Genomic DNA, 16,066 nt, shown 5'->3' with positions numbered 1-16,066 from the left:
GTTTATCTCTTTATTTTTTTCTCTACCTTAGCCAATAGCTTAGTAATTTCTTGTTGGCGGTAAAGATCTGCTTTTGGTCTATCAGGGCGTGCTGGCGCTTGCTGTGCAACCAATAAAAACTCTCTAGCTGATTTATACTTGCGCTCGTCATATAGGAATGACGCATATAAATAGTTGCTATCGATACCACGCGGGTTTAATTCAAGCGCTTGCTTAAACAACTTTTTCGCTTCATCGTCATCACCAAACCCAATTGGCCAACCAGGTACTTTACCGTATAAGGTTGCAAGGCTCGTGTATGCTGAGCCATCAAGCGCTTTTGGATCTAGGCTTAGCGCTTTTTCAAATTGTGCTTTCGCATCTTTTGCAAGACCTAGCGCGCCTAAACCTCCTTTCGCCCCCGCATAGCTCGATAGCACAATACCGTACCAAATATGGCTGGCTGCTTGCTGGTCGTTCGCTTTTGTAAACTCTGCGGTTTCGCTCGCTAATTTTTCGAATGCATCTAACTGCGCATCTTCAACTAATTCGTAATTAACCACTGCCCACTGTTTTTGCACCGAACTTAAATCGCTATTAAAGTCGGCTTTTGCAGGCGCAGCCATGATAACACCTAACATCATTAGGGCTTTAAAATTTAGTTTAGTCATAATCATTCACCTTAATCAATTTAGTTGGCAAAAAAACTTTTAATTTTAGGAAGTTGTTTTGCTATTGCGTTATCAACGAGTGATGGAAATGCACCGTTAATACGGGCAAATAATGTTTCTGGAAAACCAATAAAACGACGACGTTTTTTTGATTTAATTAAATCTATTAATGCATCAGCCACTTTTTCTGGCGGATCCATGGTGTTACCCAGCTCTTTGTTCATCGCGCGTACTTGCGGCGAATTAATCGCGGTATCGGTGGCACGAGGCGCTAAATACAATACTTTGACATCGCTGTGGCTGAGCTCTCTGGCAAGGGCTTCGGTCATTCCTCTTAGGCCAAACTTGCTAGCGCAGTACAAGGTTTGATATGGATAACCAATGCTGCCAAACGACGAACCAATATTGACAATCGTGCCTTTATTGCGGGTCACTTGTGGTAAAAACAGCTGACATAATTTAATAGGCACATGCAGATTAATATTTAACAGGTGATCAATTTGCTGCTCGCTAATTTCACTAAACCCCTGCATTACATTAACGCCTGCGTTATTGATTAGTAACGTTGCCCCGCCAATTTGCTGAGCAAACTTAGCAAGGTCATCGCGAGATTCACTGTTACTTAGGTCAGCCTGAAAATACTCAGCATCATTGCCACATTCCAATTGCAGTGCAGCAAGTTGCTTCACATTTCGACCAACAAGTAATAAACGCCAACCTTCTTTTGCAAGGCGAAGGGCAATAGCACGGCCAATCCCCCCTGTTGCACCGGTTAGCACACATACTGGGCTACTCATGCGCTTTGCTCCAAGTCAGCCTCGCTAAAGAAAAGTTCTGAATCGAGGTCACGGAAAATATTGCCGTACAATTTATAAAAACATTTTGCGGCGTGAATGATGGCTTGCTGGTCGTCCTCGTTATCAATTTTGTTCATGAGGTTTTCGAAAAACTTCACATGCTCAATATCCAGTGCACCGTGCGAAGTAAGGTAGGTAAACGCCTTTTTAGGTAAGCCTACAGCCTCACGAATTTGCCCTGCTGCATTATCGGCTAATGCAATCGAAGTGCCTTCAAGCACATGAACCATGCCAAAGAATGCTAATGGGTTTCCGCGATTAATTGCATCATAGGCATACGATACCATTAATTCGGTCGAAAACTGTGGACGAGAATGACGCACTTGCTCTTTATCAAAACCACAGGCTGCAATATCGTTTAGCACCCATTCTTGGTGGCCTAACTCTTCTTCGATGTATTCTGCAACAGCTTCGCGCAGCCACTCTTGTTTATCGCTCAGCTTTGCACCGACTGCCATCAACAGTGGTACTGTGTGCTTAACATGGTGATAAGCTTGCGTTAAGAACGATGCATATTCACTTAGGCTTACTTCACCTTTAAAAACGCGGCCAATAATCGGCGCAGCTAAAAGGTAGTCACGCTCTGTTTGTGTTTCGGCTTGTAATGTATTGAAAAATTGACTCATGCTCGTCGCCTCTTGATAAAGTGCAGAGATCTCTGCAGCAAAAAATTGATTGATAACATCGCGTTTTGGGCGACTATTGCTGGTTAATAAACCTTGCGTGTGGCTCATAGGCTCTGCCATTCGATGCCATTTTCTGATTTGTGCGTATTCGGGTAGTTGCGCGTTTTGTGCCGTAATATGGGCAGCAAGTTCAGTGTCATTCATCGCTTGGTTTGCATAGATAAGCGCAGCTAAAAATGCCTGGCCTTCGCCAATCACCACCGCTTGTTGTACCTGGCTGTGGCTAAGTAATAACGACTCTGGCCATTCGGCGCTGATATTGCGCCCAAAGCTGGTGATCAGCTGATTTTTCAAGCGGCCTTGTATAATAAAGCGACCTGCTTGCTCAGTAACGAGATCGCCGGTTGCATACCAATCGTCAGCATTTTGCCCGGCTTGACCTAAGTACCCCAAAAACAATGAACCCTTGATATAAAGCTGGCCATTTTCAATTTTGTATTGAATGTGCTTAAGTACTCGCCCAGCGGTGCCGATGTCATCATCATCGCGAGTGTTTAAGCTCACTACCGATGACGATTCAGACAAACCATAGCCTTGATAAACCGGTAAACCGAACTCACGGGCTTGCTTAATAAGCGCTTGGCTTACAACAGCACCACCTACTGCAATAAACTTTAAGCTTTTAGGTGCTTGCCAACCTTGCTTTGCGAAAGCCACTAAGCAAGTCAGTAGTTCAGGCACTAAAATAAGGGTATTTGGCTCAGTGCGCTCAATTGCGGCTACTAATTTGTGTGGCTCAAGTAACTGTGCACCAGAAAAACCAAGTTCAGCTAAAGGCACTAAATTAACCGTGCCACCAGCTAATAGCGGCGCATAAACACCGGCTAAATTCTCAAGCAAAACCGGTAGCGGCAGTAAACACAAATGGTTTGGCTTTTCTAAATCAATGCTTTGATAAAGTGATGTTGCCACCTGCAATTGACTCTCAAGCGATAAACACACGCCTTTCGGTGTGCCTGTTGAGCCAGACGTAAAGGTAATCTTTTGCGTGTTTGAAAAATATGGCACAGGCTGTGTATTACTCAATTGGTAAACATATAAAGGGTAATGCTTACATACATCTACTAACGCCACTAATTTAGCATGCTCACCTTCGTAAGCACGGTCACATACAAATAGCCCTGCTCCGCTATTTTGCAAACCAAACGCTACTTGCTGAGCCGTAAAAAACGTTGGTAGCGGAATGGCCACTCTTTTAAGCTCGCTAAGCGCAGCTTCTAATACACACCAAGCAGGTGTGTTATCTAATTGATAAGCCACACCTTGGGCATCAAATTCTGCCAAAGTAGGTAGTAAACGAGTTACTTGCTCAGTAAATTCTTGTTTAGTTAGTGAGCGCACACCATCGCTTTTGTGGCAAACCATTAAGGTATCGCTATCTTTATGTGGTAACTGTGTTAACCAACTCATAACGCCTCCAAAAATACAGCAAGCTCAAGCGATGACTGTAAACACTGCTGTTTGATATTGAATAAAACGGGGGTATTTAAAACACGCTGATGAGCTTCGTTTAGGTCAACCACACAAATGGTTGGTTGATTGTCGTAATAGCTACCCCAGCTTGCTGGATCTTGAAGTGCTTGCGCATTTGCAACACCGATTTCTTTGCAATTTACACCCAGCATTTTTAATAGCGCTCTCACTTTACGGGTTGCACAAAACACTAAATATTTTGCCCCTGCTTGATAGAGTGCTTCGTTCATTAAAACAAAATGTGCCAAGGTGGCTTTTCGATGCGTTGAGCATAAATTACCTAGCTCAAAAATGTGCTCACGCTTGGCACCGACAAAGTGCTCAATAGACGCAGGGAGGTATTGTTCAATAAACAAAGGTTGTGATGCAGAGCGAAGACCTAACGTACATACTTCATCATCAACATTAAGCTCACACAGTAGCGGCATGAACTGCGAAATTTTCGCATCATAAGCTGCAGCAAAACCTTGCTTGATATTACTCTCAAGGCGGTCACGGAATTGACCTCCTTCACGAGAGCAAACAAAAGCCGGCTCTTGAACTTGAGTTTGATGTGATTGTTGAACTGAAAGCATAATTGTTCGCTCCACTTAGGTTATGTGTAAAATTTATCGAGCGAAACTTAAATAAAACTTAAGAAAAATAAATTTTTATAATTATTTTTCAACCTTATGAAATTAAATGATTTTATTTTCATTAAAAACAAAAATGCCAGTCTGCTAGACTGGCATTTTAATGCTAAAATTAACCTTAAACTTAGATTACTTAACGATAGTCATCTCTTTAAGTAGGTTTTGAGCATTATCAACTTTATCCATCACCCACAACATGTATCGTGAATCAACGTGAATTGAGCGATTTAAATTTTCATCGTAATCCCAATCACCAATAATACTTTCGTAAACACCATCAAATAACAAACCAACTAGCTCAGCATTACCGTTTAATGTCGGTGAGCCAGAGTTACCACCTGTGGTATCTACATTAGATAAAAAGTTAACCGGAACAGTATTCATACCGCCTGTGTAATCGCCATAAAGCTTTTGCTTAATTAACTCATTTTGTTTCTCTGGCGAGTTGAATGGTTCAACGCCGGTGTTTTTAGCAAGCAGGCCTTCTAACGATGTAAAGGGGGTTGCCACTAAGCCATCTTGCGGTGAATAGCCGCCTACCGTACCGTAAGTTACACGTAAGGTGCTATTAGCATCAGCATAAACTGGCTTATTAAGTGCCTTGTTATAAGCGATGATTGCTTCCATTAATGCAGGGCGAGCAGCTTGCTGTTTACCAGCCAGTTCTTTTTTCGCATCTTCAATATCTTTTGTGACCGCAAAGATTGCATGCGCATATTGAATGAATGGATCGCTACTTTGTTTTAACTGAGCAAGGTCAAGATCTGCCATCCATAAACGTTTGCTTTCATCTGCAAGAACCGATTTAGCATACATATCATCAAGCATGGCTTGCTGTTTTTGTTTATCAAAACCGTTTGTTAGACCCAGTGCTTTATCAACCTCTGCAACTCGCTCGTCTTTAGGTAATGCAGCATATTGCTCAATAAAGTACAGTAAAATAGCTTTATCTACGGCTTCATCATAACGACGGCTCATGCTTTTTAAACGAGACTCGATACGTGGCATATCACGCTCTTGATAACCGCTTTCGCGCTCAGCATCTGGCTTTTGTTTTTCGTAAGCTAAACGGTATAAACGTCGAGCAGTTGAAATCATTTGTGAGCGGTGTACGTAACCTAACATACGGTCACGCTGGTTATGCTCTTGCGACTGTGCAACTAGCGCAGATAAATCAGCAAGTACCTGTCCGTATTTAGCTTTGCGCTTACTATCTTCATTGATCCACGCGGTGAGATCTTTTTCGAATTGTTGCTTACGGCTATACATTGACCCTTTATTAAAGCTCTCAATCATTGAACCGTAGTTTTTAATGTAGTTGTTATAACCCGCAATCGTGCTTTCGTAAGCGATACGTGCCTCTGAACCCTCTGGTGCATTTTCTTCGATTAACGAGACATATTTCGAATTATACTTACGCGCTAATGGGTAGGCCGTGTTAAACACATAGTCAACTTCAGGCGAAATACGGTAACGGTTTGTGCTGCCTGGGTAACCCGTCACCATCACAAAATCGCCTTCTTGAACGCCTTTAGCGCTTACTTTTAAAAACGCATCACTTTGGTACGGCACGTTGTCTTCTGAATATTCAGCAGGCTTGCCATCTTTGCCAACATACGCGCGATAGAACGAGAAATCACCTGTGTGACGCGGCCACATCCAGTTGTCGATATCGCCGCCGTATTTACCGACGCCCATAGCGGGTGCATATGTTAAACGCACATCTTTGATTTCTAGCGATTTGATCAGGTAATACTCAAGACCACCGTGGAAAGTATACACATTACAGCGGTAGCTTTGGTCTTGCTCACACTCACCAACAAGTGCTTTTTCATTTGCTTGAATAGCATCAAAACGTGCTTTACCCGTTAGCTTTTCAGTACCTTGGTTTACTTTATCAGTTACTTCAACCACTTCCTCGGTTACATAAACACGAGAACCCGGCGCTGCAGGCACTTCTTCGCCCGTTGTTTTTGCTAAAAAGCCATTTTCTAAAATGTTGTTTTCGGTGGTCGAGTTATATTGAATCGAACCATAGGCACAGTGATGGTTAGTTACGACTAAGCCTTTCGGTGAAACAAACGAAGCAGTACAGCCACCAAGGCTAATTACCGCGTTCATCGGAAACTCTGTTAATTTAGAAATTGACTCTACATCAATGCTCAAGCCTTTCGCTTTTAACACTGATTCAAGCTCTGGTAGCTGGTGAGGTTGCCACATGCCTTCGTCGGCAACAGCAACATTTGCTACAGCGAGACCCACTGCAGCAGCAATAAATTTAAAACGCATAGTCGTCCTTTATATTATTATGTTTATCATTTTTAGCGGTCATATCATTATCATTGTGAAGATGAATAGCAATAATTTGCGACCGCTAATGTCAAAATTTGTAAACCATTTTAGGTTCATGAGCCTAACACTTAGACTCATCAGCTTAATGTTTAGATTCATGAACCACGGCATTGTGGCCATGTAAGCTTTCTTGGTGTTCAACCTTAAACTGGTAATCAGCAATACTCGGCATGGTTTCGAAACACTGTTTTAATCGCCTCGCTGCATCTTCGCAAAACAGTAAGTTTTTTGCGTTAAGGGCAGCAAATGCTTGTTCATCTTCACGCTTCACGGCCGTTTGTACAGGGGTGCCTATGGCTTGCTCACATACTGTGATAAAGCCGCCAATATCAGGTAGCTTCTCACTACTAAAAGTGACATCAATATAAGCATAAGATCGCTGGCTATGAGGGGTTGCAATAGAGCCCTGTGCACTTGCAAGCCAACTGAGTAAAGAGGCTTTATCTATATGCTCATCACTAAATTGTTTATCGACGGCTTCGCTCAAAAGCTGCCTCGATAATGCCGCTGAACACGGGCAGGTACTGCTGTAGGCTACATCAGCTTTTAAGTTGATAGTCATCGACTGCTTCTTAGTTATCGTTAAAACAACAGGGTAAGCATTGTATCCGGCATTGTCGCTAAGGAGTGCTGGTTTTAGCAGCGGTAAATCAAAATGCAGCACCAGTTTTGCGCCTTTACTTAAGCCTTTTTGTGATGCTAAAACGGCTTCCATAAACTCGTTAATACGCTTAGTCGATAAGCTTTGATTAGCCAATAGCTGATTAAGTAATAAATAAAGACGCGACATATGAATGCCTTTAGCATCACTATCAAGGCTAACAAAAATATCGGCTTTGGCATTCAGGTGCACATCAACATGAGGTTGTGCAAGTTTCAAAGGCAATGCTATTTTTTCCATGCCAACCCATTTTAAAGGCGACTGAAAATCTACATTAGAGTGCGAGGTAATATCGGGTAATTGCATATCAACTTCTTTTAACGATTGAATGTTAAGGCCATAGCGGCCTGCTTGTGCGGGTATACGTGCTGTCCATCAAAGACACACTCACCATTTACAAAGGTATGTGTTATTCGGTGTGAAAAAGTAGTGCCATTGAAAGGGGTCCATTGGCATAAGTAATGTGTGTTTGTGTGCTCAACGTGCTTTTCTGCGATTGGGTCAACCAGGACTAAATCTGCAAAGTAACCTTCTCTGATAAACCCTCGATCTTCGATAGCAAATCGCTTTGCCACGTTATGCGCTGTTTTTTCAACGACTTGCTCTAGGCTCAACGCACCACGTTTTACCTGCTCAAGTAACGATAGTAATGCATGCTCGACGAGCGGGAGTCCTGCTGGTGCAGCGCTGTATTGTTGCTGCTTTTCTTGCCAAGTATGAGGGGCATGATCGGTGGCAATAATATCAATGCGACCATCGCGTACTGCTGCGAGTAGCGCTTGGCGATTTTGCTCTGATTTTATGGCAGGGTTACATTTAATTTGATTACCATAGTGTGTGTAATCATCTTGGTTAAACCACAAATGATGCACACAAGCTTCGGCGGTTATGTGTTTTTGCTCTATAGGTGCGTTACTAAATAGCTCTAGCTCTTTTGCTGTTGTAAGGTGTAAAACATGCAGCTGCGAGCCATATCGTTTTGCCAGCGATACGGCGTACGATGATGATGCGTAACACGCTAACTCATCACGAATTAATGGATGATGTTCTATTCGTAACTCACCATAGCGTTTTTCTATTCGGCGCTGGTTTTGTTGAATAACCACCCCTTGCTCGCAATGGGTTGCAATGAGTACTGGGCTTTCCCGAAAAATGGCTTCAAGGGCATGAGGATGTTCAACTAGTAAATCGCCTGTTGATGCCCCCATAAACACTTTAACGCCGCATACATTTTTAGCATCAAGAGCTTTAATTTCATCGAGGTTGTCTGGGGTCGCGCCAAAGTAAAACGCATAATTCGCAGCGCTCGTTTGCGCTGCTATCGCGTATTTATCAGCAAGTGCTTTTGCCGTGGTAGTCGAAGGTGAGACATTAGGCATTTCCATAAAGCTTGTAATGCCACCTACCACTGCCGCGGCAGATTCACTGGCGATCGTACCTTTGTGGGTTAAACCTGGCTCTCTAAAATGTACTTGATCGTCGATCATGCCTGGTAATAGCAACAGACCGCTTGCATCAATTACCTCATCATTGGCCTTGGCACTGATATCTTTGGCAATTTCAGCGATTCGATTACCAACAATTCGTACATCGTTTAATTCGCGCTGTCCTTCATTAACAACACAGGCGTGTTTGATTATGATAGCCATATGACTCCTTGCTTATTCAGCAACATTTGCAACTTATCGTAAAAAAATGCACTCCATGGCAAGATTGATTGCAGATTAAATTGTTACAGTATAACATACCATAAGATTTTTATTTGGACACTGTTATGAGTCAAAAAGATTAGTTGGATCAGGCTATTTAAGCTGCAAAGTAATAAGTGGCTTTCCGATCTTAGAGAATTTTAACGACTTATCGCAGCCAATAATCACCTTATCGCAACGTATGAGGTCAATTGTAGTAAGACACAGTATGCTGGGCTCATTGATCACATGGTGATACCTGCCTCACATAAGTGCTTTTTTGTAGCACTTTTTGTAATTCGTTTTAACCGCTATGCAAATCAAGAGCTTATAAAACGTATGTGCAAGGTTATATCGACACAATTTAATTTTAAAAATGACAAGAGAAAAACTATGAAACACCTAATCGCAACCGCGATCAGTTCTGCGCTGTTACTTACAGCCTGTTCAGAACCGCAAACAACAACATCAACGCCTAAATCAGAGCAATCAGCGCCTGTTGCTGCAAATGAGCAAGCTAACCCACTGTTTGTGAAAAGCGTATTACAATACGAAACGCCTGATTTCAGTGCGATTAAAGATGAACATTTCATGCCGGCATTTAATAAAGGCATGTCTGAGCAAATGGCTGAAGTGCAAGCTATTATCAACAATCCAGCAAAGCCTGATTTTGCCAATACGATTGTTGCGCTTGAGAAAAGTGGTGAGCTATTAACACGCACACGCAGTATTTTTTATAACTTAGCGGGTACGGATTCAAACCCGGCACGTCGTGAATTACAAAAAGAGTTAGCGCCAAAACTAGCGGCTCATAGCGACAACATTTTCTTAAATAAAGCACTTTTTGAGAAAGTAGCGGCTATTCACAGCGAAGCTGACAGCCTTGCCTTAACTGCTGAAGAAAAGCGTTTATTAGACGTTTACTACAAACGTTTTGTGCGTGCTGGTGCAAAATTAAGTGCAGAGCAAAAACAACAAATTCGTGATATCAATACAAAGCACTCGAGCTTAACAACTCAGTTCTCACAAAACTTATTAGCGCTGACTAAAACAAATGTTGTTTTAGTGGATGACAAAGCAGAGCTTGAGGGCTTACCAGCAGGTCAAATTGAGCAGCTTGCCAATGCCGCTGCAGAAGCTGGCCACCCTGGCAAATACCTAATTAAGATCACAAACACCACGCGTCAGCCTATTCTGGCAACACTGAAAAACCGCGATTTACGTGAAAAAGTATGGCGTGCATCAGCTGAGCGTGCATTATCGGGCGAAAATAGTAACCGTGATATCGTGGCAGAACTTGCTCACTTACGTGCTCAAAAAGCGAAACTATTAGGTTACGACAGCTGGGCTGATTTTGGTTTAGAGTCGCAAATGGCGAAAAAACCACAAGCTGTATTTGATATGTTTGCGAGCATGATCCCTGCATTAATGCAGAACGTCAACGCAGAAGCAGCTGCAATTCAAGCTAAGATTGATGAGTCAGGTGAGCAGTTCAAATTACAGCCATGGGATTGGTTATTCTACGCAGAGCAAGTGCGTAAAGATAAATATAACCTTGACGAAAATGCAGTGAAAGAATATTTCGAGTTCAACCGTGTTTTAGAAGACGGCGTATTCTTCACCATGAACCGTTTATACGGTATCACCTTTAAACCACGTAACGATATTCCGGCTTATCACCCGGATGTAAAAGCCTATGAGTTATTTGATGAAAATGGTAAAAGCTTAGCCATTTTCTTTGCTGACTACTTCGCGCGTGAAGGTAAACGTGGTGGTGCTTGGATGACTTCTTTCGTTAAACAATCAGGCCTTAAAGAACAAAAGCCAGTTGTCGTAAACGTAATGAACATTCAAAAAGGCGCGAATGGCGAACCTACGCTTATCAGTTATGATGAAGCAACAACGATCTTCCACGAGCTAGGCCATGGCTTACACGGCATGTTCTCAAACGTGAAGTATCCTACTCTATCTGGCACCTCAGTATCACGTGACTTCGTTGAATTCCCATCGACATTTGAAGAAGATTGGGCAATGTATCCTGAAGTTATCGCTAACTATGCGAAACACCATAAAACTGGCGAGCCAATTCCTGATGAGCTACTGAAAAAAGTAATTCAATCACGTAGCTTCAACCAAGGTTTTGATACCCTAGAATACGTTGCGGCTGCACTACTTGATATGGAATGGCATTCACTCTCAGCTGATGCTCCTTTACAAGACATTGAAAAGTTTGAGCAACAAGCGCTTGCAAAACATGGTGTTGATGTAGCATTTGTACCACCTCGTTATAAGTCAGCCTTCTTCTCACACTCAATGGGCGGCGGTTATTCAGCGGGTTACTATGCTTATATGTGGAGTGAAATCTTAGCAGCAGACGCCTTTGCCTTTGTTCAAGAGCAAGGCGGTCTAAAACGTGAAATCGGTGATAAATACCGTAAAGAAATTTTAGAAGTCGGTAACTCACGTGACCTAATGGAATCGTACAAAGCATTCCGCGGTCAAGAGCCAGACACCTCAGCGCTATTAAAACGCCGTGGCCTAAAAGCAACCGTTCAATAACTAAAAGCCTTAAACGGTAAGCTGAATCGTGGGGTTATCGAGTGTTTATAACCCCACAGCATTCAACCTGTTGACTCTCCACGTAGGTTGGGTAGAGCGCAGCGAAACCCAACATTAAGAAACTGTCAGCCTTCAGCTATCAGCGGTCAGACGCGCGAAACAAGTTTCACGCCTACGAAAAGGTGCTAGGTTCTGGGCTCTAGGACGCGATGTAAAGTCGCTTGCTAACTTTACTCTCGCTAACTTTCCCCTCACTAACTTTCCCCTCGCTAACTTTCCCCTCGCTAACTTTACTCTCGCTAACTTTACTCTCGCTAACTTATAAACAAAAAAGCCCTTACAGCGAACTGTAAGGGCTTTGTTATCACTATTTAAAAGTCTTATTTACGTTTACGGCGACGGCCGATAAGCGCTAATGGTGCAAGTAGTAGTGTTAAGAAACCAAAGCTACCGTTGCTAGATTTAGTTACTTTCTTCTCTTCTACTGGCTCAGCTTCGTTAGTTACGGCAACAGTGAACTGCTCTGATACAGAGTCTGTACCATCGCTCACTGTTACTTCAAATACTAACTCGTCATCGCTTGAGATAGCACCAGGCGTGAAGCCTAGAGTCGCAGTATCAGCACCTGTAAGTGTTGCTGTTGTGCCGCTTAGTTGCGTCCATGCATAGCTTAGCGTGTCATCACTGTTACGGTCTGACGCTGTTGCCGTTAATGTGCCTGAAGCAGACTCAGAAACAGACTCATCACCCGATACAGAAAGCAATGGTAGTGCGTTATCACATGCTAATGCATCACCAGCAATCACGTTTGAGAAGATTGGTGACGTTACATTGCTAACAGTTACGTTATCAATCCACCAGCCGAACTCACGTACTGCGCTGTCTGATGACATACGGAAACGTAATTTTGCACGGTTACCGTTTAGCTCAGTACCGAAACGAATTGTTTCGTAGTTACCATAAACACCGTTACCATCAACATTGTTACCTGTGAAGGTATCGCGATCTTGTAGTGCTTGCGCGTCATTTTCGATTAGTGGGCCATCGTAACCAACATCAAATGTACCGCCCATTTCAGTAACATCTACCCAGTTACCACCGTTTACGCTGATCTCTACAACACCACCATCCCATTCGTTTTCGATTAGGTAGAAGTGCCAGAATGAAACTTCAAAGTCACCAGCAAAACCGATATCAAACTCTCTTGATTCAACCGCAACATCTGACTGGAAGTCATTGTTGTTTAGATACATGGTTTGCTCGCCAAGACCGAAGCCAAAGCTGTTGAAGAAGTTAACATTACCGCCAGTTGCCATGCTTTGCGTGCCAACAGCTAAATCATCACCTGTCATTACGTTTTCTTTCCAGTCACGTAATGATGCACCTGCAATTTCCATATCGTCAGTAGTTTGTGAACTAACTGGTGCTTTATCTTCAAAGTCCATGTTCACAAGATAAGATACTTTATCGGTTGCTGCTTCAACAATTTCGTCATCAGCAGACAGTTCAGGGAATGACACTTCGATTTCAAGTGTATCAGCAGTGCCCGCATCATTTAATGTAAACGTGATAGGTGCACTTGTTTGTGAAGCATACGGTGTTGTATCGTCGAAGGTAATTAAACCATCATTTTCGAACGTTACATCGTGACCACTAACAACTGTTAACTGTGCTTGTGTACCCGTCAGTACTTCACTACCGGTATTCATTATGCTAACCGTTAATGTGCCTGTTTCACCTTTATCTAGCACGTTATCGTTTGAACAATAACCTAATTCCGCACCGTTGTAGTTTGCATTCATTGCCACATCTTTCAATGTGAAGCTAGCAAGTTTCATTTTGTCTGATTCAACAACACCGGTTAAATCTTCGCTGAAACGCTCTGGTGCTACAGCACCTAAGCCCATACCACGCTTAGCAAATGCACCTAAGATTAGTTTGTAATCTTCTGGGTCTACTGCGTACGCTGCAGCTAAGATAGCATCACGTGCTTCTGTGTATAGCGGAGCAACAGGAGTTAGCTTGTAACCAGCAACTAAGTAGTTAGCCATGCGGTTTTGCGCGTCTTCAAAGCCGTGCTCGTTGATAAGTGCTACATAGCTTTCCCAAAGCATAGTTGCCCAAATTTCACCTGCTGCGTGTGGTGAAGCAACACTTGTTGGTGCAATGCCTACATCAGCACCTTCATTTTCAGTAATGTGGCGGAAAGACAGCGGGTTTACTTCCATATTAGTTGAATATGGAACACGACGGATACCGTAGTAGAAATCTTCTACGAAAGTACCGCTACCGTACGCTTTTTGGAACTTGTCGTTACCTGGAATGTTAATGTCATCAGCTTTAGCAATGAACATAAGCGAGTGGAAATCACCCCAACCTTCGCCCATCGCACGGCCTTGGAAGTTGATAAGACCTGATGAGTTACCCACTAAACGGTTACTGATATAGTGACCCCATTCGTGAGCAATAATACCGTTATCTAGCGTGCCGTCTTTTAACGTTGCTTTGTTGAACATGTTCACAGTAACAGTGCCGCCTGCAGCGATACCATCGTAAAGTGCGTGACCGTCAGCATAGTTCAGACCCATGTTAGGAATGATAACGGCATCATCTTCACCGCCCATCGGCGCTGGTTCATCTGTATCAGGGTTGTTGTTTACAACGATTGCACCAATTGCACCCGCTTCTTGAGCGTGTAGTACTTTTGCTGTGAAGTTACAAGAGCCACGATCAACTAGCGCAATTTTGCCAGCAAGTTCAGCTGCATTTGTTGCTGGTTGACAACCATCTGTTACGCTACCAGAATCGGCATCATCGCCATCAACTAGACGTACAACTTCGCCTGCGATATCAGCAAATTGCATTTGACCAAAGCCTGATACTTTAGAAGACTCTAGAAGACCAATTGATTCGTCAGATGTAACAACCACACCAAAATCTACACCCACTTTCGCATCTTTCGAGTTGTATAAATACATTTGCATGCGTGGGCTTGCACCGTCAGCAGGGGTTGCCATATTAGCGTTATTTAAACCGCTATTATCTTGCGCTTGCGCTTCGATAGGGTCGCCTTCTACACCACCACGGCCGTAGTTTGATACTTGCGCAACATTTGATGTTTCGTCAAAACCATGGTCATAGAAGAAATCGTGTAAGAAGTTGTTCATATAGAACAAGTTAACGATAGCTGCTTTACGGTTGTCGTAGCTGTTTGCTACTTGATCAACTTGATAAGGGTAGTCAAATGTGTAATCTGATGTGGTTTCAGCTGTGAAGTCACCTTCTGTAAAACCTTGTGGTGCGATAACATCAGCATAAGCAAATACGTTATTACCTGATGTTGTTGTAGCATCATCAGCAAGCCATGGATCCATCGTGCTTAATTTTTTGTAGTAAGACAAGCTTACAAGTGGCGCATCTAGGATTTCAGTTTCATCAATTTGATCTGGGCCATCAGCTGGGATCACGTCACCGTGTGGACCTTCCCACGGGTAACCATCTTCGTCAGCCCATACACGGTAGTTAAAGTCTGCCGCGTGTGCTTTTAAGTCTTTCTTGAAATAAACTTTGCTGTTTTGCGCGCCAATAACGTAGCTGAAGTAATCGCTTTCCAGGCTGTTTTTATCAGCAACTTCGACTTCAACATAGTATGCAGATTGCAGCTCACCCGCTACTTCAAAGAATACTTTCTTAGCACGTGGCTGACCTAATACAACTTTGTCACCACTTTGGTTAGACACAGTATATTTAACATAGTCGCCTTGCTCAGTTGATTTAGTTAACGACACATTGATATCAGCAAGTTCTTTAATCGCACGTTTGATGCTTTGCTCAGCACCTACAAACTCAGCAAGCGGCGCGAACGACTGCGTTGCATTTGAACTTGTGTTAGCGAAATAACCAGAACCTGCAACTAGGTTATATTCTTTGTCCATGATCAGGTTGTATTCACGGTTGAATACTTCAATATCATGAACTTTTTGTTTGTATTTAGCTGTGATTGAGCCAAGTTTTTGCTCAGATAAATCTGTTAATACAGCGCTTGATACACCTTTTTTCGCTGTACTAACCCCAGTTAAGGCATTTAAATAAAAATCTGCAGCGTAAGCATTACGTTGCTCAGGAAGCACCATGGCCATGTCAGGCTTAGCTTGACCAACTGCATTCCATAGGAACGTAGCTTTACCTAATTGCGCATCGAAAATAGATTTGTGACCCGAAACAGTTCTTCGCTCAGCTAATGCACGTTGCTGAGATACTTGAGGATTAAATTGTACTTGAGAGCTAACACTTGAAGCATTATAAAAGCGAGTTTGTTCACTTGCCTGTACTTGAGATGATGCCAAGATAGCCGTTACCATGGTAGCAACTGCCGTTACTTTAAATTGAGACATTCCTTACGTTCCCTATTGTTATATTTTTATTTTCGGTTAACAATCATAACCAACCCCAATGTACCTAATACGGCAATTAAAAAACAGAATTAATTGTAAACAAAAGTAACAAAT

General features: G+C 42.8%; 9 protein-coding genes and 1 pseudogene. 1 reads left to right on the top strand and 9 read right to left on the bottom strand.

Annotated elements, in window-relative coordinates:
- Positions 1 to 2: 2 nt before the first annotated feature.
- The 8 genes and pseudogenes from NO991_RS00130 to NO991_RS00095 form a co-directional block, all read right to left on the bottom strand.
- Positions 3 to 650: a tetratricopeptide repeat protein gene (locus NO991_RS00130; protein ID WP_063703906.1), complete on the bottom strand. Its 648-nt coding sequence runs from the start codon at positions 648 to 650 to the stop codon at positions 3 to 5.
- Between the two features lie 20 nt (positions 651 to 670).
- Positions 671 to 1,447 (bottom strand): SDR family oxidoreductase, encoded by a 777-nt coding sequence (locus NO991_RS00125; protein WP_054563176.1) that lies wholly within the window; start codon positions 1,445 to 1,447, stop codon positions 671 to 673.
- Positions 1,444 to 2,133, bottom strand: a complete 690-nt coding sequence (locus NO991_RS00120; RefSeq protein ID WP_300418629.1) for an iron-containing redox enzyme family protein — start codon at positions 2,131 to 2,133, stop codon at positions 1,444 to 1,446. The genes NO991_RS00125 and NO991_RS00120 overlap by 4 nt, the downstream gene beginning before the upstream one ends.
- Before the next feature lie 12 nt (positions 2,134 to 2,145).
- A pseudogene (locus NO991_RS00115) lies at positions 2,146 to 3,603 on the bottom strand (AMP-binding protein); the annotation flags it as partial.
- The gene (locus NO991_RS00110) at positions 3,600 to 4,241 is read right to left on the bottom strand and encodes a thermostable hemolysin (RefSeq protein ID WP_138600138.1); all 642 of its coding nucleotides are present in this window, start codon (positions 4,239 to 4,241) and stop codon (positions 3,600 to 3,602) included. The gene NO991_RS00110 and the pseudogene NO991_RS00115, both read right to left, overlap by 4 nt.
- A gap of 186 nt (positions 4,242 to 4,427) precedes the next feature.
- The gene (locus NO991_RS00105) at positions 4,428 to 6,587 is read right to left on the bottom strand and encodes a S46 family peptidase (RefSeq protein ID WP_300360075.1); all 2,160 of its coding nucleotides are present in this window, start codon (positions 6,585 to 6,587) and stop codon (positions 4,428 to 4,430) included.
- A 145-nt stretch (positions 6,588 to 6,732) separates the two neighbouring features.
- Positions 6,733 to 7,617 carry a GTP cyclohydrolase FolE2 gene (gene folE2, locus NO991_RS00100; protein WP_300360073.1) on the bottom strand — a complete coding sequence of 295 codons (885 nt, stop codon included), beginning with the start codon at positions 7,615 to 7,617 and terminating at the stop codon, positions 6,733 to 6,735.
- An 11-nt stretch (positions 7,618 to 7,628) separates the two neighbouring features.
- Positions 7,629 to 8,960, bottom strand: a complete 1,332-nt coding sequence (locus tag NO991_RS00095; RefSeq protein WP_300360071.1) for a dihydroorotase — start codon at positions 8,958 to 8,960, stop codon at positions 7,629 to 7,631.
- A gap of 432 nt (positions 8,961 to 9,392) precedes the next feature.
- On the opposite strand from NO991_RS00095, the gene NO991_RS00090 reads away from it, so the two are divergent.
- Positions 9,393 to 11,558: a M3 family metallopeptidase gene (locus tag NO991_RS00090; protein WP_371351497.1), complete on the top strand. Its 2,166-nt coding sequence runs from the start codon at positions 9,393 to 9,395 to the stop codon at positions 11,556 to 11,558.
- 380 nt (positions 11,559 to 11,938) lie between these two features.
- On the opposite strand, the gene NO991_RS00085 is transcribed toward NO991_RS00090, so the two are convergent.
- On the bottom strand, positions 11,939 to 15,952 hold the full coding sequence (locus tag NO991_RS00085; RefSeq protein ID WP_371351496.1) for a rhombosortase-dependent M36 family metallopeptidase: 4,014 nt from the start codon (positions 15,950 to 15,952) through the stop codon (positions 11,939 to 11,941).
- Positions 15,953 to 16,066 lie beyond the last annotated feature (114 nt).

Origin of the sequence: Pseudoalteromonas sp. DY56-GL22 (assembly GCF_041414715.1) — a bacterium.
Lineage (GTDB): Bacteria > Pseudomonadota > Gammaproteobacteria > Enterobacterales > Alteromonadaceae > Pseudoalteromonas > Pseudoalteromonas simplex.
The sequence above is the reverse complement of the archived record's forward strand: the minus strand, read 5'-3'. Positions and strand labels throughout refer to the sequence as shown.

Excerpts from the sequence above, each read along its gene's own strand:
- NO991_RS00110 (WP_138600138.1), bottom strand. The coding sequence starts at position 4,241 with ATGCTTTCAGTTCAACAATCACATCAAACTCAAGTTCAAGAGCCGGCT.
- NO991_RS00090 (WP_371351497.1), top strand. The coding sequence starts at position 9,393 with ATGAAACACCTAATCGCAACCGCGATCAGTTCTGCGCTGTTACTTACA.
- NO991_RS00095 (WP_300360071.1), bottom strand. The coding sequence starts at position 8,960 with ATGGCTATCATAATCAAACACGCCTGTGTTGTTAATGAAGGACAGCGC.
- NO991_RS00125 (WP_054563176.1), bottom strand. The coding sequence starts at position 1,447 with ATGAGTAGCCCAGTATGTGTGCTAACCGGTGCAACAGGGGGGATTGGC.
- NO991_RS00105 (WP_300360075.1), bottom strand. The coding sequence starts at position 6,587 with ATGCGTTTTAAATTTATTGCTGCTGCAGTGGGTCTCGCTGTAGCAAAT.
- NO991_RS00120 (WP_300418629.1), bottom strand. The coding sequence starts at position 2,133 with ATGAGTCAATTTTTCAATACATTACAAGCCGAAACACAAACAGAGCGT.
- NO991_RS00130 (WP_063703906.1), bottom strand. The coding sequence starts at position 650 with ATGACTAAACTAAATTTTAAAGCCCTAATGATGTTAGGTGTTATCATG.
- NO991_RS00085 (WP_371351496.1), bottom strand. The coding sequence starts at position 15,952 with ATGTCTCAATTTAAAGTAACGGCAGTTGCTACCATGGTAACGGCTATC.
- folE2 (WP_300360073.1), bottom strand. The coding sequence starts at position 7,617 with ATGCAATTACCCGATATTACCTCGCACTCTAATGTAGATTTTCAGTCG.